The 22,152-nt window shown below is 72.9% G+C and carries 19 protein-coding genes; 14 read left to right on the plus strand and 5 right to left on the minus strand.

Features of this window, described 5'->3' with window-relative positions:
• Positions 1 to 58 precede the first annotated feature (58 nt).
• The 11 genes from ACIHCX_RS05575 to ACIHCX_RS05625 all read left to right on the plus strand — a co-directional run bounded on the left by ACIHCX_RS05575 (position 59) and on the right by ACIHCX_RS05625 (position 11,686).
• Positions 59 to 295, plus strand: coding sequence for a hypothetical protein (locus ACIHCX_RS05575; protein WP_400026876.1), 237 nt, complete (start codon positions 59 to 61; stop codon positions 293 to 295).
• Positions 296 to 368: 73 nt separating this feature from the next.
• Entirely contained in the window at positions 369 to 2,123 is a 1,755-nt protein-coding gene (locus ACIHCX_RS05580; protein ID WP_400026878.1) for an aKG-HExxH-type peptide beta-hydroxylase, read from the plus strand.
• A 79-nt stretch (positions 2,124 to 2,202) separates the two neighbouring features.
• On the plus strand, positions 2,203 to 3,426 hold the full coding sequence (locus ACIHCX_RS05585; protein ID WP_400026880.1) for an arginine deiminase: 1,224 nt from the start codon (positions 2,203 to 2,205) through the stop codon (positions 3,424 to 3,426).
• Positions 3,427 to 3,561: 135 nt separating this feature from the next.
• Positions 3,562 to 4,158: a helix-turn-helix domain-containing protein gene (locus ACIHCX_RS05590; protein ID WP_400026882.1), complete on the plus strand. Its 597-nt coding sequence runs from the start codon at positions 3,562 to 3,564 to the stop codon at positions 4,156 to 4,158.
• A gap of 135 nt (positions 4,159 to 4,293) precedes the next feature.
• Complete coding sequence (locus tag ACIHCX_RS05595; RefSeq protein ID WP_400026885.1) at positions 4,294 to 5,415, plus strand: ABC transporter substrate-binding protein; 1,122 nt, start codon at positions 4,294 to 4,296, stop codon at positions 5,413 to 5,415.
• 3 nt (positions 5,416 to 5,418) lie between these two features.
• Positions 5,419 to 6,297, plus strand: a complete 879-nt coding sequence (locus ACIHCX_RS05600) for an ABC transporter permease (RefSeq protein WP_400026887.1) — start codon at positions 5,419 to 5,421, stop codon at positions 6,295 to 6,297.
• Positions 6,294 to 7,085, plus strand: a complete 792-nt coding sequence (locus ACIHCX_RS05605; protein WP_400026889.1) for an ABC transporter permease — start codon at positions 6,294 to 6,296, stop codon at positions 7,083 to 7,085. The genes ACIHCX_RS05600 and ACIHCX_RS05605 overlap by 4 nt, the downstream gene beginning before the upstream one ends.
• The gene (locus ACIHCX_RS05610; RefSeq protein WP_400026892.1) at positions 7,075 to 8,247 is read left to right on the plus strand and encodes an ABC transporter ATP-binding protein; all 1,173 of its coding nucleotides are present in this window, start codon (positions 7,075 to 7,077) and stop codon (positions 8,245 to 8,247) included. The genes ACIHCX_RS05605 and ACIHCX_RS05610 overlap by 11 nt, the downstream gene beginning before the upstream one ends.
• On the plus strand, positions 8,244 to 9,647 hold the full coding sequence (locus ACIHCX_RS05615; RefSeq protein ID WP_400026895.1) for an NAD(P)/FAD-dependent oxidoreductase: 1,404 nt from the start codon (positions 8,244 to 8,246) through the stop codon (positions 9,645 to 9,647). Before ACIHCX_RS05610 ends, ACIHCX_RS05615 begins: the two co-directional genes overlap by 4 nt.
• Before the next feature lie 15 nt (positions 9,648 to 9,662).
• Positions 9,663 to 10,043, plus strand: a complete 381-nt coding sequence (locus tag ACIHCX_RS05620; RefSeq protein WP_400026897.1) for a cupin domain-containing protein — start codon at positions 9,663 to 9,665, stop codon at positions 10,041 to 10,043.
• Positions 10,040 to 11,686 carry an amidohydrolase gene (locus ACIHCX_RS05625; protein ID WP_400026899.1) on the plus strand — a complete coding sequence of 549 codons (1,647 nt, stop codon included), beginning with the start codon at positions 10,040 to 10,042 and terminating at the stop codon, positions 11,684 to 11,686. The genes ACIHCX_RS05620 and ACIHCX_RS05625 overlap by 4 nt, the downstream gene beginning before the upstream one ends.
• Positions 11,687 to 11,695: 9 nt before the next feature.
• Here ACIHCX_RS05625 and ACIHCX_RS05630 read toward each other — a convergent pair whose 3' ends face one another.
• The 4 genes from ACIHCX_RS05630 to ACIHCX_RS05645 form a co-directional block, all read right to left on the minus strand.
• Positions 11,696 to 12,925: a cytochrome P450 gene (locus tag ACIHCX_RS05630; protein ID WP_400026901.1), complete on the minus strand. Its 1,230-nt coding sequence runs from the start codon at positions 12,923 to 12,925 to the stop codon at positions 11,696 to 11,698.
• A gap of 31 nt (positions 12,926 to 12,956) precedes the next feature.
• Entirely contained in the window at positions 12,957 to 14,180 is a 1,224-nt protein-coding gene (locus tag ACIHCX_RS05635) for a cytochrome P450 (protein ID WP_400026903.1), read from the minus strand.
• Positions 14,181 to 14,214: 34 nt separating this feature from the next.
• On the minus strand, positions 14,215 to 17,262 hold the full coding sequence (locus ACIHCX_RS05640) for an amino acid adenylation domain-containing protein (protein ID WP_400026905.1): 3,048 nt from the start codon (positions 17,260 to 17,262) through the stop codon (positions 14,215 to 14,217).
• Positions 17,263 to 17,351: 89 nt separating this feature from the next.
• On the minus strand, positions 17,352 to 17,846 hold the full coding sequence (locus ACIHCX_RS05645) for a pyridoxamine 5'-phosphate oxidase family protein (RefSeq protein WP_400026907.1): 495 nt from the start codon (positions 17,844 to 17,846) through the stop codon (positions 17,352 to 17,354).
• Between the two features lie 197 nt (positions 17,847 to 18,043).
• Here ACIHCX_RS05645 and argF point away from each other — a divergent pair, with 197 nt between their 5' ends.
• Both argF and ACIHCX_RS05655 read left to right on the plus strand, forming a co-directional pair.
• Positions 18,044 to 19,051, plus strand: a complete 1,008-nt coding sequence (gene argF, locus ACIHCX_RS05650; protein WP_400026909.1) for an ornithine carbamoyltransferase — start codon at positions 18,044 to 18,046, stop codon at positions 19,049 to 19,051.
• A 113-nt stretch (positions 19,052 to 19,164) separates the two neighbouring features.
• The gene (locus ACIHCX_RS05655; protein ID WP_400026911.1) at positions 19,165 to 20,616 is read left to right on the plus strand and encodes an amino acid permease; all 1,452 of its coding nucleotides are present in this window, start codon (positions 19,165 to 19,167) and stop codon (positions 20,614 to 20,616) included.
• Here the strand turns inward: ACIHCX_RS05655 and ACIHCX_RS05660 are convergent.
• A complete protein-coding gene (locus tag ACIHCX_RS05660) occupies positions 20,576 to 21,001 on the minus strand; it encodes an ATP-binding protein (protein ID WP_400026913.1) in 426 nt (141 codons plus the stop codon). The genes ACIHCX_RS05655 and ACIHCX_RS05660 overlap by 41 nt on opposite strands.
• Before the next feature lie 316 nt (positions 21,002 to 21,317).
• Here ACIHCX_RS05660 and ACIHCX_RS05665 point away from each other — a divergent pair, with 316 nt between their 5' ends.
• Complete coding sequence (locus ACIHCX_RS05665; RefSeq protein WP_400026915.1) at positions 21,318 to 22,145, plus strand: enoyl-CoA hydratase family protein; 828 nt, start codon at positions 21,318 to 21,320, stop codon at positions 22,143 to 22,145.
• The last annotated feature ends 7 nt before the right edge of the window (positions 22,146 to 22,152 follow it).

A 22,152-nucleotide genomic window follows, 5' to 3' on the forward strand; every position in this document is an offset into this window, starting at 1 on the left:
TTTCGACATGGGTCGGAATGGCCATGATGGAAAGAAGTACGGGGCATCGAGTGCCACCGTGCGAGAAGGGGGACGCACCTTGGACCAGCCGCCCGCTCCGCATATCGTCGAAGCCGCCGCCCGCGCGCCAGGCGCCGAGGACTGGCAGTCGGATCTGGCGAACCTCGCTGCCCTGCCCCTGACCGCTGTGGACGGTCTCGCCCCGCTGCGCCCCGGCGCACGGCTGCTCGAAGAGGTCCTGCGCGCCCGCGGCAGCTTCAGAGGAGGTGGCGAGCCGACCGGGCGGGCCGAATGACCGCCCGCCCGCGCTGCCGGACGTGCCGTGCCGCGGCTCCGTATGACCACCCCCGACTGGAGGTCACCCGCGCATGTCGAGTGAGCAGCACCAGGCCACCTTCCGCATGCCCGCCGACCTGTTCGCGGAACTGGCCGCCGGCGGCGGCTCCGCGCAGGCCGTCGCCTTCCTCGCACGCGGGGAGCGGGCGCGCCGGCTGCTGCTCCTGCGCACGCTCCTGGACCACGTCCGGGCGCTTCCCACCCCGTTGACCCCCGCGGCCGAGGCATGGCGGGTCCTGAAGGAGGCGGCGGAGCGGGCGCCGGGGCCGGTCGACCGGCTGCTCCTCGCCCCGGCGACCGGCGCCTGGATCGCCCACCTGCTGCGCCGCAGGCACGGCACCGCGACCGGCCCGCCGCTGTGGGTGGAGGCGGGCCACCTCAACGCCCTGGCGATCGCGGCCTCCGTGTGCGCCGGCACCGACGCCGTCCTGCGGGTCGCGCTCACCGACGGCGGTCTGTTCCTGCCCGGCCTGGGGCTGGCCCGCCTCCGGGCCGCGCAACAGGAGCCGGCGGTCGGCCTGGCCCGCACCCGCGCGGGAGAACTCACCCTCACGGCTCCGGGACACGACGGCAGCCCCACATCCCTGACCTGCCGTCCGGCCACGGTGCCGCTACGCGGCGGGCCGGGCGCCGAGGCGGTGTCCAGGGACGACCGGGACGGCTGGACGCCCCTGCGCACCCTCACCCACCGCGGCCCCGCCGGAGCCGTCGCCATCCCCCTGGACGACCTCGGGCCCTACCGCGACCTCGACGACCCCCTGCCGCCGGCCCGGCTGACAGCGGCGGAGGCCACGACGTGGCAGCGCCTGTTCGAGGAGGCCGCCGCGCTGCTCGCCGTGCCGGGCGGGACGGGACCCGGGCGGATCGACCCGGCCGCGATCCGGGCCGTCGTTCCGTTCGGCCGCACCGGCCCCGCGCCCTCCGACCCACTGACCACGCTGGTGTCGGCCTCCAGCGGTGACTCCTACGGCGGCATGGTGGTCGCCCGTCCCGCCGCCGCGCTCGCGCTGGCCGAGACGCTGGTGCACGAGTTCCAGCACAGCAAGCTCGCCGCCCTGATCCACCTCTTCCCGCTGCTCGACGACGACCGGGAGGAGCGCTACTACGCCCCCTGGCGCGCCGATCCCCGCCACCTCACCGGCCTGCTGCACGGCGCTTACGCGTTCACCGGCGTCGCGGGCTTCTGGCGGGACCGTCTGAACGCCGCCCAGCACCCCGGGCAGGCCGGGACGGCCGGCTATCACTTCGCCCTGCGCCGCACCCAGAGCCGGATGGTCGTGCGCACGCTGCTGACCAGTGGCCGCCTGACCGCCCAGGGCCACGCCCTCGTCTCGGGACTCGCCCGCACCCTGGACGGCTGGCTGCGTGAACCCGTGCATGCGGCCGCGCTCGGCCGTGCCCGTACGGCCGCGGCCCTGCACCGTACGGAATGGCGGCTGCGCAACGTCGCTGCGCCGGCCCCGTCGCGGCGTTCCGCGCAGGGTGCCGGGGCCGGCCCGGCCACGGAGCCCGTGCTCCGTCCCCGCGCGGACCGTACCTTCTGGCCGGACGTACGCACTCTTGCCTTCGCCGTCCGCCCCGCGGTTCCCCGCACCCCCGACGAGTACCTCGCGGCCGGCGACCCGGCGACGGCTCTCGTCGGATACACCGACGCGCTCGCCCGGGATCCGGCCGAACCGCACAGCTTGGCCGGCTGGATCGTCGCCCGCGCCGCCCTCGGCCGGGACCGTGCGGCCCGCCGGATGCTGGCCCGGCCGGAACTGCTCCAGCCGTCACCCACCGGCTGAACGGCACCACGCGCACAGCAGGGCGCGGGAAACGGAGGACGGGAGGGTGAAAACGGACGTCGTTGGCCAGGATGGAGGCATGGGATTCCATGTCGACTCCGAGGCCGGGCGGCTGCGCCGCGTCATCCTGCACCGACCCGATCTCGAGCTCAAAAGGCTCACCCCCAGCAACAAGGACGCCCTCCTCTTCGACGACGTGCTGTGGGTGCGCCGGGCGCGTGCCGAGCACGACGGGTTCGCCGACGTGCTGCGCGACCGCGGGGTCGCCGTGCACCTCTTCGGCGATCTGCTGACCGAGGCGATGGAGATCCCGTCGGCCCGCTCGCTCGTCCTGGACCGCGTTTTCGACGAGAAGGAGTACGGACCGCTCGCCACCGATCACCTGCGGGCGGCCTTCGAGACCCTCTCCGCCGCCGAACTGGTCGAGGCTCTGGTCGGCGGCATGACCAAGCGGGAGTTCCTGGCCGCCCACGCGGAGCCGACGTCGGTGCGCTTCCACGCCATGGAACTGGACGACTTCCTGCTCGGCCCGCTGCCCAACCATCTCTTCACCCGCGACACCTCCGCCTGGATCTACGACGGCGTGTCCATCAACGCCATGCGCTGGCCCGCCCGGCAGCGCGAGACCGTCCACTTCGAGGCGATCTACCGCTACCACCCCCTGTTCCAAGGCGAGACCTTCCATGTGTGGTCCGAGGGGCAGGCCGACTACCCGTCCACCATCGAGGGCGGGGACGTGCTCGTGATCGGCAACGGCGCCGTGCTCATCGGCATGAGCGAGCGGACCACGCCGCAGGCCGTGGAGATGCTCGCGCACAAGCTGTTCGCCGCCGGATCGGCCCGGACGATCGTCGCGCTCGACATGCCCAAGCGGCGTGCCGTGATGCACCTCGACACCGTGATGACCATGATCGACGGCGACACCTTCACCCAGTACGCAGGGCTCGGCATGCTCCGCTCGTACACCATCGAACCGGGCTCAAGCGACAAGGAGTTGAAGGTCACCGACCACCCCGCGGAGCACATGCACCGCGCGATCGCGGCCGCGCTGGGGCTCAGCGAGATCCGGGTCCTGACCGCCACCCAGGACGTGCACGCGGCCGAGCGTGAGCAGTGGGACGACGGCTGCAACGTGCTCGCCGTCGAGCCCGGCGTCGTCGTCGCCTACGAGCGCAACGCCACCACCAACACCCACCTGCGCAAGCAGGGCATCGAGGTCATCGAGATCCGCGGCAGCGAACTGGGCCGGGGCAGGGGCGGCCCGCGCTGCATGAGCTGCCCGGTCGAGCGGGACGCCGTCTGACGCCGTCCAGTCCGTGACGGGATCACGTTCCGGTGACGTCGGAAGGAGAGGGTTGTGTGGCAGGTCACCTGAGCGTACGGTCCGTATCACGTCAGCGAACAAAGTGTTCGCTGAAGACGCATCAGGTGTTCACTCATGACTGATCGCTCATTGCCGGACCCCTCCGACGCCGACGCCGCTGCCGACGCGGCGTTGGGGGTCCGTGTCCGGGAGTACCGGACGATGCGGCGGATGTCCCTGCGGGCCCTGGGGGAGGCCGCCCAGGCCAGCCCCGGGTTCCTCAGCCAGCTGGAACGCGGGCAGGCGAACGCCTCCATCGGCATGTTGCGGCGGATCGCCGCGGCGCTCGGCCTCACCGTGGCCGATCTGTTCGACCAGGACAGCGCGCCGGGTCCGAGGGTGGTGCGGCGGGCCGACCGGCCGATGCTGCACACCGCCCCGGGAAGCCGCAAGTTCCTCATCTCGCAGCGCCCGCTCAGTCATCTGGAGGTGTACGCGGGCGAGTTCGACCCGGGGACCTCCACGGGAGACGACGCCTACACTCATGGCGACTCCCAGGAGATCCTTCTGGTGGTCAGGGGAGCCGTGCGGGTCGAACTCGACGGTCAGGCCCACGACCTGGCGGCCGGTGACAGCATCGAATACCGCTCCTCGGTGCCGCACCGCGTGGTCAACAGCCACGAGGAGCCCGCCGAAATCCTCTGGATCATCAGCCCGCCGACTCCGGACTGATCCCCTCCCGCCGCACCCTTCCCCTCACCCACCCCGCAGCGCGCCACGCGCCCCTTCGTTCTGCCGTTCTTCCGTTCTGCGCTGTGTGCCCCTTGAGCCCCAGTGTCTCTTCGCCGTCCCTTCTCGGAGACAGTAATGCCCGGAATATCACGTAAAGTCCTCGGGTGTGCCGCTGCCGCCGGCGCCCTGCTGCTGACCCTCACCGGCTGCGCCGGTACCGGCCCGGCCGCCGCCGACGTCGACCTCGGCCCCGGACCGGCCGTGGCCGGCCAGGTGAAGAAGGGCGCGCTCGACGGCGTCACCCTCACCTTCGCCTCCTACGGCGGCATCTACCAGGACGGTCAGGAGACCGCCGCCGTCAAGCCGTTCGCCACCGAGTCGGGGGCGAAGGTGCTCTCGGACGGTCCCACCGACTACACCAAGGTCAAGGCCCAGGTCGACGCCAAGAACATCACCTGGGACGTGGTGGACGCCGACACGCTCTGGGCCAAGCGCCAGTGCGGCAAGATGTTCATGCCGCTCGACAAGGACATCGTCGACACCTCCAAGCTGCCCAAGGGCACGGCGGACAAGTGCTCCGTACCGGCCATGAGTTACGGCGTCGTCCTGATGTACGACAAGAAGAAGTTCGGCGACAACCCGCCGAAGGACTGGGCGGACTTCCTCGACACCAAGAAGTACCCCGGCAAGCGTGCGATCCCCGGCTTCGCCTCGGACGCGGCCCCGGGAGCGCTGGAGGCGGCGCTGATCTCCGACGGGGTCGCTCCCGACCGGCTGTACCCGCTGGACGTCGACCGGGCCCTGAAGAAGCTGACGAGCGTCCGCTCCTCGCTGGTCTTCTGGGACACCGGCGCCCGCTCCCAGCAACTACTGGAGTCCGGTGAGGTCTCCATGGCGATGGTGTGGTCCGGCCGCGCCTACTCGGCGGTCAAGAACGGCGCCCACTTCGCCCCGCAGTGGAACCAGTTCCTGCCGGTCTCCGACTCCCTCGCTGTCCCCGTCGGAGCCAGGAACCCCAAGGCCGCCATGGCGCTCATCAACTACTACCTGGGCGCCGACCAGCAGGCCAAGCTCACCGAGCTGACGTCGTACTCGCCGATCAACACCGACGCCAAGCCCAAGCTCGACACGCTCGCCACGCAGTACCTGACCACCACGCCGGAGCGGCAGGCGCAGGCGCTCGACATCGACAACGCCTGGTGGGCGAAGAACCAGGAGCAGATCATCCAGAAGTGGTCCGACTGGCTGGCGCGGTAACCCATGACCGCCCTGATCGAGATCGCCTCCCCGGCCACCGGCGGCCGGCCCCGCAAGGGTGCCGGCGGCCGGTGGGGATGGCTGCTGCTGCCCGCGCTGGTCCTGCTGGCCGTGCTCTTCCTGGTGCCGCTGGGCCTGATGGCCTGGCGCAGCGTCAGCGAGCCGACGCCCGGCGCGGGCAACTACTCCTGGTTCTTCACCAGCGACGTCGCCCTCGCCACGCTGGTCCGCACCCTGGCCGTCGGCGCCGTCGTCACCCTGGTGACCCTCGTGCTCTCCTACCCGTACGCCTACCTGATGACCGTCGTCGGCGCGCGGGCGCGGATCTGGCTCACCCTGCTGGTGCTGCTGCCCTTCTGGACCAGCCTGATGGTGCGCACCTTCGCCTGGGTGGTGCTGCTCCAGGACAGCGGCGTGGTCAACCAGGTCCTCGGCAGCGTGGGCCTCGGCCCGCTCCAGCTCATCCGCACCCCCACCGGCGTGGTGATCGGCATGTCGCAGGTGCTGATGCCGTTCATGGTGCTGCCGCTGTACGCGGTGATGAGCGGCATCGACCGCCGGCTCCTGGACGCCGCGCAGGGCATGGGGGCGCGCCCCGCCGTCGCGTTCCTGCGGGTGTTCGTGCCGCTGTCGCTGCCCGGGGTGGGCGCGGGCGCGCTGACCGTGTTCATCACCTCGCTCGGCTTCTACATCACCCCGGCCCTGCTGGGCTCGCCCGACCAGGCGCTGATCTCGCAGCAGATCTTCACCCAGGTCAACGGGCTGCTCGCCTGGGGCCGCGGCGGAGCGATGGGCGTGGTGCTGCTGGCGGTGACGCTGGTCCTGCTCGGGCTGGTCGGCGTCGTCCTGCGCTTCACCCGCAAGCGAGGAGGTGCCCGATGAGGACCGCACCCGCGCGGATCGCGCTGTGGGCGTTCAGCGCGCTGGTGGGCCTGTGGCTCATCGCGCCGACGCTCGTGGTGATCCCGCTGAGCTTCACCGACAAGGCGTCCCTGGTGTTCCCGCCGACCGGCTGGTCCACCCGCTGGTACACCAACTTCTTCACCGACCCCCGGTGGACCGAGGCACTGCTCTCCTCGCTCCAGGTCGGCGCCCTGGTCGCGGTGGTGGCCACCGTCCTGGGCACCGCCGCCGCGATCGCGCTCACCCGGTCGGGCTCACGCTGGGTGAAGGCGTCGTACGGGCTGCTGCTGGCCCCCATGATCGTGCCGACCGTGGTGGTCGCCATCGGCGTGTACGCGCTCTTCCTCCAGTACAACCTGCTGGGCACCCTGCTCGGCTTCGTCACCGCCCACACCGTGCTGGCCCTGCCGTTCGTGATCATCCCGGTGGCGGCGAGCCTGCGCGGCTTCGACCGGCGCCTGGAGGACGCCGCACTGATCTGCGGCGCCACCCGGTGGGGCGCCATCCGGCAGGTGACCCTGCCGCTGATCGCCCCGGGCGTCGTCTCCGGTGCCCTGTTCGCCTTCGTCACCAGCTTCGACGAGGTCGTGGTCTCGCTGTTCATCCAGAGCCCCTACCTGCAGACCCTGCCGGTCCAGATGTTCGCCAGCGTGACCCGGGACACCGACCCCACCATCGCCGCGGCCGCCACCCTGATCATCGTCTTCACCACGGTGCTCGTGCTGGCCGCCACCTTCGCCACCGCCAGGAGGAACCGTGTCCGCTGAGACCAGCCTCATCAAGGCGCGCGGAGCCCGTATCGAACTGGCGCAGGTGCGCAAGGAGTACGCGGACTCCGTCGCCGTCGACGACGTCTCCCTGGTCATCGAACCGGGCGAGTTCATGACCCTGCTGGGCCCCAGCGGCTCAGGCAAGACCACCACCCTCAACATCATCGCCGGGTTCACCGCCGCCACCTCCGGCACGCTGACCATCGGCGGCAAGCAGATGCAGGACCTGCCGCCGCACCGGCGCGACATCGGCATGGTCTTCCAGCACTACGCGCTCTTCCCGCACATGACCGTCGCGGAGAACGTCGCCTTCCCGCTCAAGCAGCGCAAGGTGCCGAAGGCCCGCCGCGCCGAGATGGTCGAGGCGGCCCTGGAGACGGTGCGGCTCGGCGGCTACGGCCACCGCAGGCCCCGCGAGCTGTCCGGCGGCCAGCAGCAGCGGGTCGCCCTGGCTCGGGCCGTGGTGTACGAGCCGAGCGTGCTGCTGATGGACGAGCCGCTCGGGGCGCTCGACAAGAAGCTGCGGGAATCCCTCCAACTGGAGATCAAGCGGGTGCACCAGGAGGTCGGCTCCACCTTCGTCTTCGTCACCCACGACCAGGAGGAGGCACTGGTCCTGTCGGACCGCATCGCCGTCTTCGACGACGGCGGCATCCAGCAGGTCGGCACCGCGAGCGAACTCTACGAACGGCCCCGCAGCCTCTTCGTGGCCGAGTTCCTCGGCGAGTCCTCCACCGTACGGGGACGCGTCGAGCCGGACGGCGACGACTCCTGCCTGCGCGTCGGCGACCGCACCGTACGCGTCGCCGGTCGGCTGCCCGGGGGCGGCGCGGCCGCCGTCGTGGTCCGCCCCGAGCACCTGCGGGTGCGGCCGGCCGCCGAACCCGTCGCCGCCGGGGCCAACGCGCTGCCCGCCCGCGTCACCCAGGAGATCTACCTGGGCTCCGGCCGCAAGCTCGAACTCGCCCTGCCCGACGGCACCGTGCTGCTCGCCCGCGAGCAGGCCGACCGGCTGTCCGGCGTCCGTCACGGCGACGAGGTCACCGTGGTCTGGGACGTCGAACGCGGCGTCCTGCTCGACGACCCCTCCGGCACCACCCACCCACCCACGTCCGGCGACCGGGTCCCGGTCGCCGCAGCGGAAGAGAGCGGACGATGAGCACCACCCCCGCCACCAGCCCCACCTTCGTCAACGGCGACGTCTCCTTCTGGTTCCGGGAGAGCGGCGTCCCCGCCCGCCGCCCCGCCCTGCCCGGCGACCTGGACGTCGACGTCGCCCTCGTCGGCGGCGGCTACACCTCCCTGTGGACGGCCTACTACCTGAAGAAGGCCCAGCCCGACCTCCGGATCGCCGTCCTGGAGAAGGAGTTCGCCGGCTTCGGCGCCTCCGGCCGCAACGGCGGCTGGCTCAGCGCCGAGCCGCCCGGCCAGATGCGCCGCTACGCGAAGTCGCACGGCAAGGAGCCGGCCGTCGCCCTGCAGCGGGAGATGTTCTCCTCCGTCGACGAGGTCATCCGCGTCGCCGCCGAGGAGGGCATCGACGCCGACATCCAGAAGGACGGACTGCTGCACGTCGCCACCAACGCCGCCCAGGAGCGGCGGCTGCGCGAAGGACTGCCGACGCTGCGCGCCGAGGGCTGGGGCGAGGACGACCTGGTCGAACTCGACGCGGACCAGCTCGCCCGAAGGGTCCGCGTGGCCGGTGCCCGCTACGCCCAGTGGAGCCCGCACTGCGCCCGTATCCAGCCCGCCAAGCTGGTGCGGGGCCTGGCCGACGTGGTGGAGCGGATGGGCGTCGCGATCTACGAGGGCACCGAGGTCACCGAGATCCGCCCGCGCGAGGCGGTCACCACTCACGGCACCGTCCGCGCGTCGTACGTCATCCGGGCGCTGGAGGGGTTCACCGCCGGGCTGCGCGGCCACCGGCGGGTCTGGCTGCCGATGAACAGCAGCATGATCGTCACCGAGCCGCTGCCCGCCTCCGTGTGGGACGAGATCGGCTGGCGCGGCGCCGAACTGATCGGGGACGAGGCCAACTCGTACTGCTACATCCAGCGCACCACCGACGGCCGCATCGCCATCGGCGGGCGCGGCATCCCGTACATGTTCGGCTCGCACGTCGACCAGCGCGGCGAGACCCGGGACGCCACCCAGGCGCAGCTCCTGGCCATCCTCAGGCAGCACTTCCCGGCCACCGAGGGCGTCGCGATCGACCACACGTGGTCCGGTGTGCTGGGCGTGCCGCGCGACTGGTGCGCCACCGTCCACCTGGACCGCGACACCGGCCTCGGCTGGGCGGGCGGCTACGTCGGGCACGGCGTGACCACCACCAACCTCGCCGGACGCACCCTGCGCGACCTGATCCTCGGTGAGAAGACCGACCTCGCCCGGCTGCCCTGGGTCGGCCGCAAGGTGCGCGGCTGGGAGCCGGAGCCGCTGCGCTGGCTCGGCGTGCGCAGCCTCTACGTCGCCTACCGCGCCGCCGACCGGCACGAGAACTCCGGTCTGGAGCGCACCTCCGTCATCGCACGCGTCGCCAACGTCATCAGCGGACGCTGAAAGGAGCGGACCACGATGGACACCACCACTCTCGTCCCCGCCGTCGCCTTCCTCGCCGACGCGGCGGGCGCCGACCTGCCCCCCGCGACGCCCAAGCCCACCAGCACCACCGGCCAGCAGGAGACCACCCGCACCCTGTGGCAGTCGCCCGACGGGCTGGTCGAGGTCGGCGTCTGGGAGTGCGACCCCGGCCACTTCACCGCCACCCGCGAGGGCTACGACGAGGTCTGCCAGGTGCTGACCGGATCCGCCACCGTCCGTACCGAGGGCGGTGCGGACGTCGAGCTGGGTCCCGGCGCCACCCTGGCGATGCCGGCCGGCTGGCGCGGCACCTGGAAGGTCCACGAGACCCTCCGCAAGGTGTACGTGGTGCGCACCCACGGGGCCGGCGCATGACCCTCGTCCTGCACGGCGGCCGGGTGTGGACCGGCGACCCGCGGCGCCCCGAGGCCACGGCCGTCGCCGTGTCCGGCGGCCGGATCACGGCCGTCGGCACCGACGCCGAGGTGCGTCGGGCCGTCGGCCGTCCGTCCGAGACGTTCGACCTGGCCGGCCGGACCGTGGTGCCCGGCCTCCAGGACGCGCACATCCACCCGGTCTGGGGCGCCCTGGAGGCGCTGCGCTGCGACCTCACCGGCGCCGCCGACGCCGAGGGCTGCCTCTCGGCCGTCCGGGAGTACGCGGCCGCCCACCCCGGCCGGCCGTGGATCCTCGGCGGCGGCTGGAGCATGGACTGCTTCCCCGGCGGCTGGCCCACCCGGGAGCCGCTGGACGCGGTCGTACCGGACCGGCCCGTCTTCCTGCCCAACGCCGACCACCACTCCGCGTGGGTCAACTCGGCGGCACTGGAGCGCGCCGGGATCGACGCGGCCACCCCGGACCCGCCGGCCGGGCGGATCGAGCGCGACGCCGCCGGCCGGCCCACCGGGGTGCTGCACGAGAGCGCCATGGACCTGGTGGCCCGGCTGCTCCCGCCGGACACCGTCGAGGACCAGCTCGCGGCGCTGAGCCACGCGCAGACCCATCTCTTCCGGTACGGGATCACCGGCTGGCAGGACGCCATCGTCGGCGCCTACGGCGGGGCCGGCGACACGCTCGCCGCCTACCGGCGGGCCGACGCGGAGGGGCTGCTGAGGGCCCGGGTCACCGGCGCCCTGTGGTGGGACCGCGACCGGGGTCTCGACCAGCTCGACGACCTGGTGGCGCGGCGCGGCGAGCCCGGCCGCCGCTTCCGGGCCGGCGCGGTGAAGGTGATGCAGGACGGCGTGCTGGAGAACGGCACCGGCGCCCTGCTGGAGCCGTACCTGGACTCCTGCGGGTGCGCCACCGGCAACCTCGGCCACTCCAACGTGCCCGCCGCGCTGCTCGCCGAGGCGGTGACCCGGCTGGACGCCGCCGGGTTCCAGGTGCACTTCCACGCGATCGGCGACCGGGCGGTGCGCGAGTGCCTGGACGCGGTCGAGGCCGCGGCCCGGGCCAACGGGGCCGGCGAGCGGCGCCACCACATCGCCCATGTGCAGCTGGTCGACGACGCGGACATCGACCGCTTCGCGGCGCTGGGGGTGGCGGCCAACGTCCAGTCGCTGTGGGCGACCCACCACCAGCAGACCGACGAGCTGACCAACCCGCTGCTGGGCGAGGCGCGGGCCGGCCGGCAGTACCCCTTCCGCCGGCTGCTCGACAGCGGCGCCCGGCTCGCCGGGGGCAGCGACTGGCCGGTCACCACCGCCGACCCCTGGCAGGCCATGCACGTCGCCGTGCACCGCACCGAACCGCCCGGCTCGGCGTACGCCGGATGGCCGGGCGCCGACCAGCCGTTCGTGCCCCGCGAACGGCTGGAGTTGGCCGACATCCTGCGCGCCTACACGGCCGGTTCCGCCTGGGTGAACGGCAACGACGACGAAGTCGGCCTGCTGGCCGAGGGCAGGGCGGCCGACCTCGCCGTCCTCGACCGTGACCTCTTCGCCCCGGACATGGGCGTGGCCGGCACCCGCGCCGTGCTCACCCTGGTCGCGGGGGAGGCCGTCCACACCGAGTGAGCGGCCGGCTCACCAGGTGACCGGCAGGGTGAGGGGCGACTTGCTCGGTGAGTCGTCCTCCCAGATGGGGTCGTGGCCCTCGGCCAGGCGCAGGTTCGGGAGCCGGTCGAACAGCGCCTCCAGGCACACGGTCATCTGGGCGCGGGCCAGGTGGGCGCCGATGCAGTGGTGCGCCCCGCGGCCGAAGGTGAGGTGGGGGTTGTCCGCGCGGCACAGGTCGAGCCCGTCGGCGTCGGTGAACACGCGCTCGTCGCGGTTGGCCGCGGCGAGCACGGGCAGCACGGCGTCGCCGGCGCGGATGGTCCGGCCGTGCAGCTCGATGTCCTCGACGGCCTGGAGGACGACGACGCCGTTCATCACCGGCACATAGCGCAGGAGTTCCTCCACCGCGCCCGGCATGAGGGCGCGGTGGTCGCGCAGGTGCGCGTACGCGCCGGGCCGGGTCAGCAGGGTCAGCACCGCGTCGGCCAGGAACATGGTGCTCGTGCGGTAGCCGGCGACCAGCATGGACAGTCCGAAGCTCACCGCGCTCTCGTGGTCCAGGGCGCCGCGCTCGCACGCCTGGACCAGCAGGGTGAGCATGTCGTCGCCGGGCTCGCGTCGCTTCTGGTCGAGCAACGCGGTGATGTACTCGCGCAGTTGGGAGGTGGCCTCGCGGCCCTCCGCCAGTGTGAGGATGGCCCCGAGCGCGGCGTCCGCCCTGGGCAGGAAGTAGTCGCTGTCCTCGTAGGGGATGCCGACGAGATCGCACATCACCATGACGGGGAAGGGCTCGAGGAACCGGACGACCAGATCGCCGGGCCGGTCGCTGTCGACGAACGGATCGAGCAGCCGGTCGGCCGACCGCCGCACGCGCGGCAGCCGGCTCCGCACGGACCGGACGCTGAACGGCCCGCTCAGGGCCCTGCGCAGCGCGGCGTGCCGGGGGCCCTCCAGTTCCATCATCGTGATCAGGCCCGGCTCGTCACCGGGCACATGGCCGGGGCGGGGCGGCCAGTCGGTGATGCTCGGCCTGATCAGCCGGGCGTCGGCGATCAGTTCCCTGACGTCCTCGTAGCGGGTGGCGTACCAGGCGGTGGCTCCCATCGGCAGCCTGACCCTGGCCAGGGGGCACTCCCGGCGCAGCCGGTGGTACTCCTCGGGCGGGCCCATGGTGCCCGGGGGCGGGAGGGGCAGCTCGATAACGGGCACGCCGGGCACGCCGGGCGCGTCGACGACGGGTTCCGGTGTGGTGTTCACGGGAGACCTCCCCTGGTGCCTGCGGGCGGGCTCACCAGCCGACCGGGAGGGTCAGCGGTGACTTGGTGACGGACTGGTCGTCCCAGACGGGATGTTGCCCCTCGGCCGGGCGCAGTCGTGGGAAGCGGTCGAGCAACGCCTCGAGTCCGACGGTCAGTTCGGCGCGCGCCAGGTGGGCGCCGACGCAGTTGTGGGTTCCCCGGCCGAAGGAGAGGTGGGGGTTGTCCGCGCGGCACAGGTCGAGCCGGGCCGCGTCGGCGAACACGCTCCCGTCGCGGTTGGCGGAGGCCAGCACGGGGATGACGGCCTCGCCCCGTCGCACGGTCTGCCCGCCCACCTCGATGTCCTCGGTGGCCAGCAGCAGCACGGTGCCGTTCATCACGGGCATGTACCGCAGGAGTTCCTCCACCGCGCCGGGCATGAGGTCGCGGTGGTCGCGCAGCCGGGCCCACTGGTCCGGCCGGCCCAGAAGGGTGTGCACCGAGTCGGCCAGGAAGAAGGAGCTGATCCCGAAGCCGACCGTGAGCATGGAGAGGCCGAAGGCCGTCACCTCCTCGTCGGTCAGCGTCCCGTCCTCGCACTGGCGGACCAGCGGGGTCAGGACGTCGTCGCCGGGCCGGCTCCGCTTCCGCGCGATCAGCTCGGCCACGTACGCGCGCAGCAGGTCGGTGACCCTGCGTCCCTGCTCAGCGGTCACCATGCCGCCGAGGGCCGCGTCCAGGACCGGCAGGAACCAGTCCCGGTCCTGCCAGGGGATCCCCACGAGGTCGCACAGCACGAGCAGCGGGAACGGATCGGTGAATCCGGCCACCAGGTCGCCGGGAGGGCCGTCTTCCTCGAACTCGGCCAGCAGCCGTTCGGCGAGTGCGCGGATGCGCGGCAGCCGGGCCCGGACGGCTCCGGAGCTGAACGCCGAGGCCACGGACCTGCGCAGCGCCAGGTGCCGGGGGCCGTCCAGTTCCGCCATGGTGACCAGGCGCGGCCCGTCGTCGGTGGACGGGCCGGGGCGGGGCGGCCAGTCGTTGATCGTCGGCCTGATCAGCCGGGGGTCGGCGAGCAGCGCCCGGACGTCCTCGTACCGGGTGACGTACCAGGCGGTCGCGTCCATCAGCAGTCCGACCCTGGCCACGGGACGGCTCTCGCGCAGCCGCGCACACGTCTCGGGCGGCCCCATGGTGCCCGGTGGCGGGAGCGGGAAGTCCAGGACGTCCGCCCCGGGTCCTGGCGCCCGGGTGCCGGGTGACTGTGGGGTCATGCTGGCTCCTCCGGCGTGGGCTACGGGTGTTCGGCTACGGGCGCTCGATGTAGCCGGTGGCGTAGAAGTACTCCAGGTAGCGGTCCAGCAGTTCCGCGTCGACGGGCGGGCAGCGCAGGCCCGTGCCGGCCAGGTCGTGCTCGACGTTGGCCCGCCCCACGGACGGGAAGGTGCCCTCGAAGTACATCTCCTTGACGGACATGTCCGCCTGCTTGCAGCGGTCCACGCACAGGGAGACGAACGGGGCGGTGGGGCTCGTGGGGTGCCGTGCGACATGGCGGACGAGTTCGTCCACCCACTCCTCGTAGGGCAGCCGCCGGATCCGGTGGCCGCCCGCGTCCATCCGGTCGAGCATGTCGCGCAGGCTCGCCGGGCGGGGGTTGGTGAGGTGGTAGGTCCGGTGGGTGGTGCGGTGCGCGGTGGCGATGTGCACCACCGCCTCGGTCAGGAAGTCCACCGGGACGAAGTCCAGCGGCAGCGGGATGTCGGGGGCGAGACGGGTCTCGGTGATCGTCTTGAACAGTGAGCAGATCGCGGTGTCGGTGTTGCACGCGCCGGTGCGCCGGTCACCGGTGATCTCGTACGGCCGGTGCACCGCCACCGGCAGGCCCTGGCCGGCGGCCTCGCGCAGCACCTCCTCGGCCACCCACTTGCTCTCGGCGTAGCCCATGGTGAGCCGGTCGGCGTGGTCGAGCGGCAGGTCCTCGTCGACGTGCCGCACACCGGCGGTGCCGAAGCCGGCCAGCACCGCGATGGTGGAGAAGAAGTGCACGGGCACGGCACGTTCGGCCGCCAGGCCGACGAGCTGCCGGGTGCCCTCCACGTTGGCGCCGCGCAACGCCTCGTACGGGTAGAGGAAGTTGACCTGGGCGGCGGCGTGGAGCACCAGGTCGAGGGAGGCGGCCAGCTCCTCGGCGCGGCCCGGCTCCAGGCCGAGGCCGGGCTCGGCGAGGTCCGCGGGGAAGCACACGACGCGGTCGGCGGCGTCCGTGCCGGCGAGGCCGAAGCGGGCCAGGTTCCGCAGCACCTTCTGCCGGGCGTGCGCGGCGTCCCGGCCGCGTACCGGGCAGTGCACGCGGGCGCCGGTGCGACGCAGCAGCCGGTCGAGCAGGAAGGCGCCGAGGAAGCCGGAGGCGCCGGTCAGCAGCACCTCCCGGGGGCGGTGCCAGTCCGGTTCCGGACCGCGCGGCGACGGCAGGGCGAAGCCCAGCCGCGCCTCCGCGCCGAAGTCGACGGTGCCGGCGTCGGGGGCCGCCCGGGTCCGCCGGTCCTCGACCGAGGTGAGGGCGGCGACGGCGGCGGTGAAGTCCTCCAGGGTGGGGGAGCGCAGCAGACTGTGGACCAGGGTGCGGCCGTTGCGGGCGTCCAGGCCGAAGGCGGCCAGTGTGCGGGTGACGGCCTCGGCCGCGAGCAGGGAGTCGCCGCCGAGGTCGAAGAAGCTGTCCCCGGGCGCCGGACGCACGCCCAGTACCACCTGCCACACCCGCGCCGTCGACTCCTGCGGGCCCGGTTCCGGGCGCCGCCCGGGCGCCGGGGCGGTGGCCGCGCCCGTGGCCGCCAGCAGGCGCAGCCGGCGGCGGTCGACCTTGCCCCCCGAGGTCACCGGGAACCGCCCGACCTCCACCAGCCGGGCAGGCACCGCGGCCGCGGGCAGCCACGCGGTGAGACCCGCGCGGATGCGGTCCAGCGGCAGCGCACGGCCGGGCCGGGCCGGAGTCACGTACCCGACCAGGGTGTCGCCCTCCAGTTCGACGACGGCCTCGCCGACCGCGTCGTCCGCCCGCAACCGCGCCTCCACCTCGTCGGGCTCGATGCGGTGGCCGCGCAGTTTGATCTGCCGGTCCACCCGTGCCCGGTACTCGAGGACGCCGTCCGCGCGCCGGACCACCCGGTCACCGGTGCGGTACAGGCGCGTACCGGGCTCGAAGCGGTTGTCCACGAAGCGCTCGGCGGTCAGCGCGGGATCGCCGAGGTAGCCCAGTGCGAGCCCGTCCCCGCCGACGAGGAGTTCGCCCTCCTCGCCGACGTCCGCGAGGGTGCCGTCCGCCCGTACGACGTAGCAGGTGGAGTTCTCCAGCGGCCGGCCGATCGGCACCGCCGTCGCGCCGGGCGGCAGTCCGTCCACCAGGTGCGCGGTGGAGACGACGCTGTTCTCGGTCGGACCGTAGAAGTTGACCACGGTGGTGTCCGGGCAGGCCGCCACGATCGCGCGGGCCAGCTCCGGGTCCATCGCCTCGCCGCCCGCCGAGGCGAACCGCAGGGACCGCAGGGCCGACGGCCTGGTGCGCCCGATGTGGTGGAACACCCCGGTGGTCAGATAGGCGATGCTGACCCGTTCGGACAGCAGCCGGGACTCCAGGGCGGCCGGGGACAGCAGTTCCTCCTGGTCGGCGATCACCACGCAGGCCCCGGCGAGCAGCGGGGACCAGATCTCGATCGTGGAGGCGTCCGAGGACAGGCCGTAGGCGTGCAGCACCCGCTCACCGGGGCGCGGCCGCTGCCACACCAGGTCGGAGGCGGCCAGCCGGACCACGCCGCAGTGCGGGACCGCCACGGGTTTGGGACGGCCGGTCGAGCCGGAAGTGAACATCACGTACGCGCAGTCCCCGGGACGCGCCTCGGTCCTCGGGAGCGCGGCCGGCGCGGCCGGCGCCGACCCGTCCAGGGCGATGCGGGTGCGCACCCGCCGGATCCGGCACACACTGCCGGGCAGCGTCACCACGGTGTGCACCCCGGCGTCTTCCGCCATCGCCTGGAGCCGCCCGGGCGGGGAGGCGTCGTCGAGCGGGACGTACGCAGCACCGGTCTTGAGGATGCCCAGGAAGGCGATCAGCGCCTCCGGCGACCGGCCCCCGCACACGCCGACCCCGTCGCCGCGCCGCACCCCGGAGGCGAGCAGCCGGGCGGCCAGCGCGTCGGAGCGGTCCTTCAGCTCGCCGTAGCTCATGCCGCGGCCGTGCTGTACGGAGGCGGTCGCCCGCGGGCGCAGCGCGGCCTGGGCGTCGAACAGCTCGTGCAGACAGCGATCGCGCGGGTGCCGCACCGCCTCCGCGTTCCACGCCGGCGCTGCCGGAAGCCTCATCGAGTCAGTGACCATGGGATGTCCCGTCTGTGCCGCACGTGAACCACCTGCCGCACGGAGGACTAGAGGACCAACGGAGGAGTGGAGGACTAGCCGTCGAACTCCGCGGCGAAGGCGGAGAAGTCGGCCGTCCTCCACCGCTCGGGCCGCATGCGGATGAAGATGTCGTCGACCAGTTGCCCCTGGTTGGCCGCCAGGTACGCCGTGGCGGTGTCCGCGTCCAGATAGCGGTGGGCCAGCGCCTCGTGCTCGGCCGGGGGCACCGGATCCTCGACGCCCACCACTGGCCCCTCCACGCTCACATAGCGGTACGGGGCCGACTCGTCCTGCACGCAGAGGCTGAACCGGCCGGCCTCGCGGACGAGGCGGGCCTTCAGCGTCTTGCGCCCGGTCTCGATCGTCACCGGCCCACCGGGCCGGTAGGAGTACCAGAGCGGGACCAGCAGGGGTCCGCCCTTGCCACGAGGTTCGTTCACCCCCAGGATTCCCACGTGGAGACCTGCGAGGAACTCTTCCCGGGCTTCGACCGACATCCTGAGATCCACGGGTACCACCTCGATCGGGCAGAGAGTCGCGCCTGGCATCCTCGGGTGACACGGACGCCCTGCGGGTCCCGGCGGCCGAGCCGGCGCAGGAGTGCGGGACCGGGCCACGACTCCCAGAGTTCAACAGACCGGGACGGTTCGCATCCCGGACCCGGCGAGGGCCCGTATATAAATGTGGAACATCGTATAGACTTCCATAGTCCGCATCCCTTCCACCCGTCCCCAGGAGCCCCCCGATGGTGCACGTCCCGACCGGCTTCGCCGGCCGCCACTTCCTCAAGGAGCTGGACTTCACCGCGGAGGAGTTCCGCGGCCTGGTGGAGCTGGCCGCCGAGCTCAAGGCCGCCAAGCGGGCCGGCGCCGAGACGCAGTACCTGCGGGGCCGCAACATCGCGCTGATCTTCGAGAAGACCTCGACGCGCACCCGCTGCGCGTTCGAGGTGGCCGCCGCCGACCAGGGCGCCTCGACGACGTACCTCGATCCGTCCGGCTCGCAGATCGGGCACAAGGAGTCCGTGAAGGACACCGCCCGCGTCCTCGGCCGCATGTTCGACGCGATCGAGTACCGGGGCGACAGCCAGGACACCGTCGAGGAGCTCGCCGCGCACGCCGGCGTCCCCGTCTACAACGGGCTCACCGACGACTGGCACCCCACGCAGATGCTCGCCGACGTGCTCACCATGACCGAGCACTGCGCCAGCCCGCTGCCGGAGATCGCCTTCGCCTACCTCGGCGACGCCCGCTTCAACATGGGCAACTCCTACCTGGTCACCGGCGCCCTGCTCGGCATGGACGTACGGCTCGTCGCCCCCAAGAGCTACTGGCCCGCCCAGGGGATCGTCGACCGGGCCCGTGAGTTGGCCGCCTCCAGCGGCGCGCGCATCACCCTCACCGAGTCCCTGGAGGAGGGCGTGCGCGGCGCCGACTTCGTCGCCACCGACGTCTGGGTCTCCATGGGGGAGCCCAAGGAGGCCTGGGACGAGCGGATCGAGGCCCTGGCCCCGTACGCGGTGACGATGGACGTGCTGCGCGCCACCGGCAACCCGGACGTGAGGTTCCTGCACTGCCTGCCCGCCTTCCACGACCTCGGCACCGAGGTCGGCCGTGAGATCCACGAGCGCCACGGCCGCACCTCCCTCGAGGTGACCGACGAGGTCTTCGAGTCGGCCCACTCGGTCGTCTTCGACGAGGCGGAGAACCGGCTGCACACCATCAAGGCGATCATGGTCGCCACCCTGGCCTGACCCTCCGTAACGCCCGCATGTCCGACCGCCGGTCGCGGAACCACCCCCTTCCGCGGCCGTCGTGACCCCCACCCGGGTCGCCCCGCACCACCAGAAACGAGCACCACCCCCGCATGTCCGCTCCCCGCATCAAGTCCCCGGCCCTCCTCGTCGCCGAGTCCGGCGCCGACCGTGCGGGCCACGGCCTCAAGCGCACGATGGGCCTGTTCCAGCTCGTCTGCTTCGGCATCGGCGCGATCGTCGGCACCGGCATCTTCGTCGGCCTGTCCGACTCGGTCGCCCAGGCCGGTCCCGCCGTCGTCGTCTCCTTCGTGCTGGCCGCGATCACCTGCGTGTTCACCGCCTTCTCGTTCGCCGAGCTCGGCGGCGCGATCCCCGTCTCCGGATCCTCGTACTCCTTCGCCTACGCGGGCATCGGCGAGACCACCGCATTCCTCGTCGGCTGGTGCCTGCTCCTCGAGTACGGCATCTCCATCTCCGCCGTCGCCGTCGGCTGGAGCCAGTACGTCAACGAACTCCTGCACAGCCTCACCGGATGGCAGCTGCCGGCCGCCCTGTCCGCAGGACCCGGCGACGGCGGGATCGTCAACGTCCCGGCCGTCCTCGTCATCGCCATGGCCTGCCTGCTGCTGGTGCGCGGAGTGCGCGAGAGCGCCCGGGCGACCGCCGCGATGGCCGTGCTCAAGCTCGCCATCCTCGTCGCCTTCTGCGTCATCGGCTTCTCCGCCTTCCGGCACGGCAACCTCACCCCGTTCTCGCCGGCCGGCCTCGGCGGCATCGGCGCGGGCACCACGGCCGCGTTCTTCTCCTACATCGGCTTCGACGCGATCACGACGGCCGGTGAGGAGGCCAGGAACCCCCGCCGGGACATCCCCGTCGCGATCCTCGTCTGCATCGGCCTGGTCACCCTGCTGTACTGCGCGGTCGCGCTCGCCGCGATCGGTGCCATCGGCGGCGACCAGGTCGGCGGCCGGCCCGCGGCCCTGTCGTACGTCGTCAACACCGTCACCGGCTCCACGGTCGGCGGCGCCGTGATCGCCTTCGGCGCGGTCGTCGCCATCGCCTCCGTGGTGCTGACCGTGACGTACGCCCAGTCCCGCATCCTGATGTCGATGTCCCGCGACGGCCTCGTGCCGCCCGTCCTGCAGAGGGTCTCGCCGCGCGCCTCGGTGCCCGTCGCCGGCACCCTGATCGTCGGCGTGGTCTTCGCGATCCCCGCGGCGTTCGCGTCGCTGGACGTCGTGGTCAACCTGTGCACCATCGGCACCCTCGCCATCATGGGCGTCGTCAACATCACCGTGATCACGCTGCGCCGCCGCGAGCCGGGCCTCGCCCGCACCTTCCGGGTGCCGCTCTACCCGGTGCTGCCGGTGCTCGGCGTCGGCTGCTCCCTGTACCTGATGTACGAGACCGGCTGGACGACCTGGATCCAGTTCGCCGGCTTCCTCGTGGTCGGCCTGCTGGTGTACGCCGGCTACGGACGCCGGCACTCCCGGCTGGCGGCGCAGGCCGGGGCTGCGGAGGTCACGCCGGGCGCGGCCGCGGCGGAGTCGCGGACAGTCTGAACCACACCGCCTTGCCCGAGGCGGTCCGGCGGTGCCCGCAGGCGGAGCTGAGGGTGCGGATCAGCAGCAGGCCCCGCCCGTGCTCCTGCCAGGGGTCCGGGGCCGCGAGGCCCGGCCGGGTCAGGGCGCCGGGCGGGTCCGGGTCCGGGTCGTGCACCTCGACGTGGCAGCCGGTCGGCAGCAGCTCCACCACCAGCTCTATCGGGCCCCGGCCCGCGGCGTGCTCCACCGCGTTCGCGACGAGTTCCGCGGTGAGCAGCTCCGCGGTGTCGCTGTCGGCCGTGTCCTCCAGCTCGGTCAGCGCCGCACGGACCAGGGCGCGGGCCACCGGCACGGCGGCCGCCGAGTGCGGCAGCGCGACGCGCCAGGACGGGTGGGGCGGCACGAAGTGCCTCCGGGAGGGGCGGTGGCCGGGCGACGGGTGGGCCGGGGCCGAAGGGGGCTCGGGCAAGGTGGGTCCGTTTCGGGGCGGGGGGCGCCCCGGTGATCAGCACCAGGTTGTCCCGCTTTCGACGAGGGGAATGGTACGGGGGCCCGCCACGCGATCTTGAGGCGGCCTCGGCTCCGGGACCGCCGGTGCCGCGCACGCACATGTATCGCGCACTCGTGACGACAGTCATGAACAGGTGATAACTTCGGTGGGGTGAGCCGAGCCGCCGCGGCGGCGGTGCGTGGCAGTCCCCCCGAGGAGGCCCTACGTCATGAGTCCCTTCACCGGCTCCACCGAGCGCACCTCCCACTGGCGCCATCTGCGCGTCGAGCGCGCCGACGGCGTCGCCACGGTCACCCTCGCCCGCCCCGACAAGCTCAACGCGCTCACCTTCGGCGCCTACGCCGACCTGCGCGACCTGCTCGCCGAACTGTCCCGCGAGCGGGCCGTGCGCGCCCTGGTACTGGCCGGCGAGGGCCGCGGCTTCTGCTCCGGCGGCGACGTGGACGAGATCATCGGCGCCACCCTGAGCATGAACACCTCCGAGCTGGTCGACTTCAACCGGATGACCGGGCAGGTCGTGCGGGCCGTACGGGAGTGCCCGTTCCCGGTGATCGCGGCGGTGCACGGGGTGGCGGCCGGGGCGGGAGCGGTCCTGGCGCTGGCCGCGGACTTCCGGGTCGCGGACCCCACCGCCCGGTTCGCCTTCCTCTTCACCCGCGTCGGCCTGTCCGGCGGCGACATGGGCGCCGCCTATCTGCTGCCCCGCGTGGTCGGGCTCGGCCACGCCACCCGGCTGCTGATGCTCGGCGAGCCGGTCCGGGCGGCCGAGGCCGAGCGGATCGGCCTGATCAGCCACCTCACCGACGAGGGCAGCGCCGACGAGGCCGCACGGGCCCTGGCCCGCCGGCTGGCCGACGGCCCCGCCCTCGCCCACGCCCAGACCAAGGCCCTGCTCACCGCCGAACTGGACATGCCCCTGTCCGCCGCGGTCGAACTGGACGCCTCCACCCAGGCCCTGCTGATGAACGGCGAGGACTACGCCGAGTTCCACGCGGCCTTCACCGAGAAGCGCCCGCCGAAGTGGCGGGGGAGGTGACCGCGGG

The sequence above is a fragment of the Streptomyces sp. NPDC052043 genome (genome assembly GCF_044548235.1).
Taxonomy (GTDB): domain Bacteria; phylum Actinomycetota; class Actinomycetes; order Streptomycetales; family Streptomycetaceae; genus Streptomyces.

Excerpts from the sequence above, each read along its gene's own strand:
- ACIHCX_RS05655 (WP_400026911.1), top strand. The coding sequence starts at position 19,165 with ATGTCCGCTCCCCGCATCAAGTCCCCGGCCCTCCTCGTCGCCGAGTCC.
- ACIHCX_RS05625 (WP_400026899.1), top strand. The coding sequence starts at position 10,040 with ATGACCCTCGTCCTGCACGGCGGCCGGGTGTGGACCGGCGACCCGCGG.
- ACIHCX_RS05665 (WP_400026915.1), top strand. The coding sequence starts at position 21,318 with ATGAGTCCCTTCACCGGCTCCACCGAGCGCACCTCCCACTGGCGCCAT.
- ACIHCX_RS05620 (WP_400026897.1), top strand. The coding sequence starts at position 9,663 with ATGGACACCACCACTCTCGTCCCCGCCGTCGCCTTCCTCGCCGACGCG.
- ACIHCX_RS05615 (WP_400026895.1), top strand. The coding sequence starts at position 8,244 with ATGAGCACCACCCCCGCCACCAGCCCCACCTTCGTCAACGGCGACGTC.
- ACIHCX_RS05635 (WP_400026903.1), bottom strand. The coding sequence starts at position 14,180 with ATGACCCCACAGTCACCCGGCACCCGGGCGCCAGGACCCGGGGCGGAC.
- ACIHCX_RS05645 (WP_400026907.1), bottom strand. The coding sequence starts at position 17,846 with ATGCCAGGCGCGACTCTCTGCCCGATCGAGGTGGTACCCGTGGATCTC.
- ACIHCX_RS05640 (WP_400026905.1), bottom strand. The coding sequence starts at position 17,262 with ATGAGGCTTCCGGCAGCGCCGGCGTGGAACGCGGAGGCGGTGCGGCAC.
- ACIHCX_RS05600 (WP_400026887.1), top strand. The coding sequence starts at position 5,419 with ATGACCGCCCTGATCGAGATCGCCTCCCCGGCCACCGGCGGCCGGCCC.
- ACIHCX_RS05590 (WP_400026882.1), top strand. The coding sequence starts at position 3,562 with ATGACTGATCGCTCATTGCCGGACCCCTCCGACGCCGACGCCGCTGCC.
- argF (WP_400026909.1), top strand. The coding sequence starts at position 18,044 with ATGGTGCACGTCCCGACCGGCTTCGCCGGCCGCCACTTCCTCAAGGAG.
- ACIHCX_RS05595 (WP_400026885.1), top strand. The coding sequence starts at position 4,294 with ATGCCCGGAATATCACGTAAAGTCCTCGGGTGTGCCGCTGCCGCCGGC.
- ACIHCX_RS05580 (WP_400026878.1), top strand. The coding sequence starts at position 369 with ATGTCGAGTGAGCAGCACCAGGCCACCTTCCGCATGCCCGCCGACCTG.
- ACIHCX_RS05605 (WP_400026889.1), top strand. The coding sequence starts at position 6,294 with ATGAGGACCGCACCCGCGCGGATCGCGCTGTGGGCGTTCAGCGCGCTG.
- ACIHCX_RS05585 (WP_400026880.1), top strand. The coding sequence starts at position 2,203 with ATGGGATTCCATGTCGACTCCGAGGCCGGGCGGCTGCGCCGCGTCATC.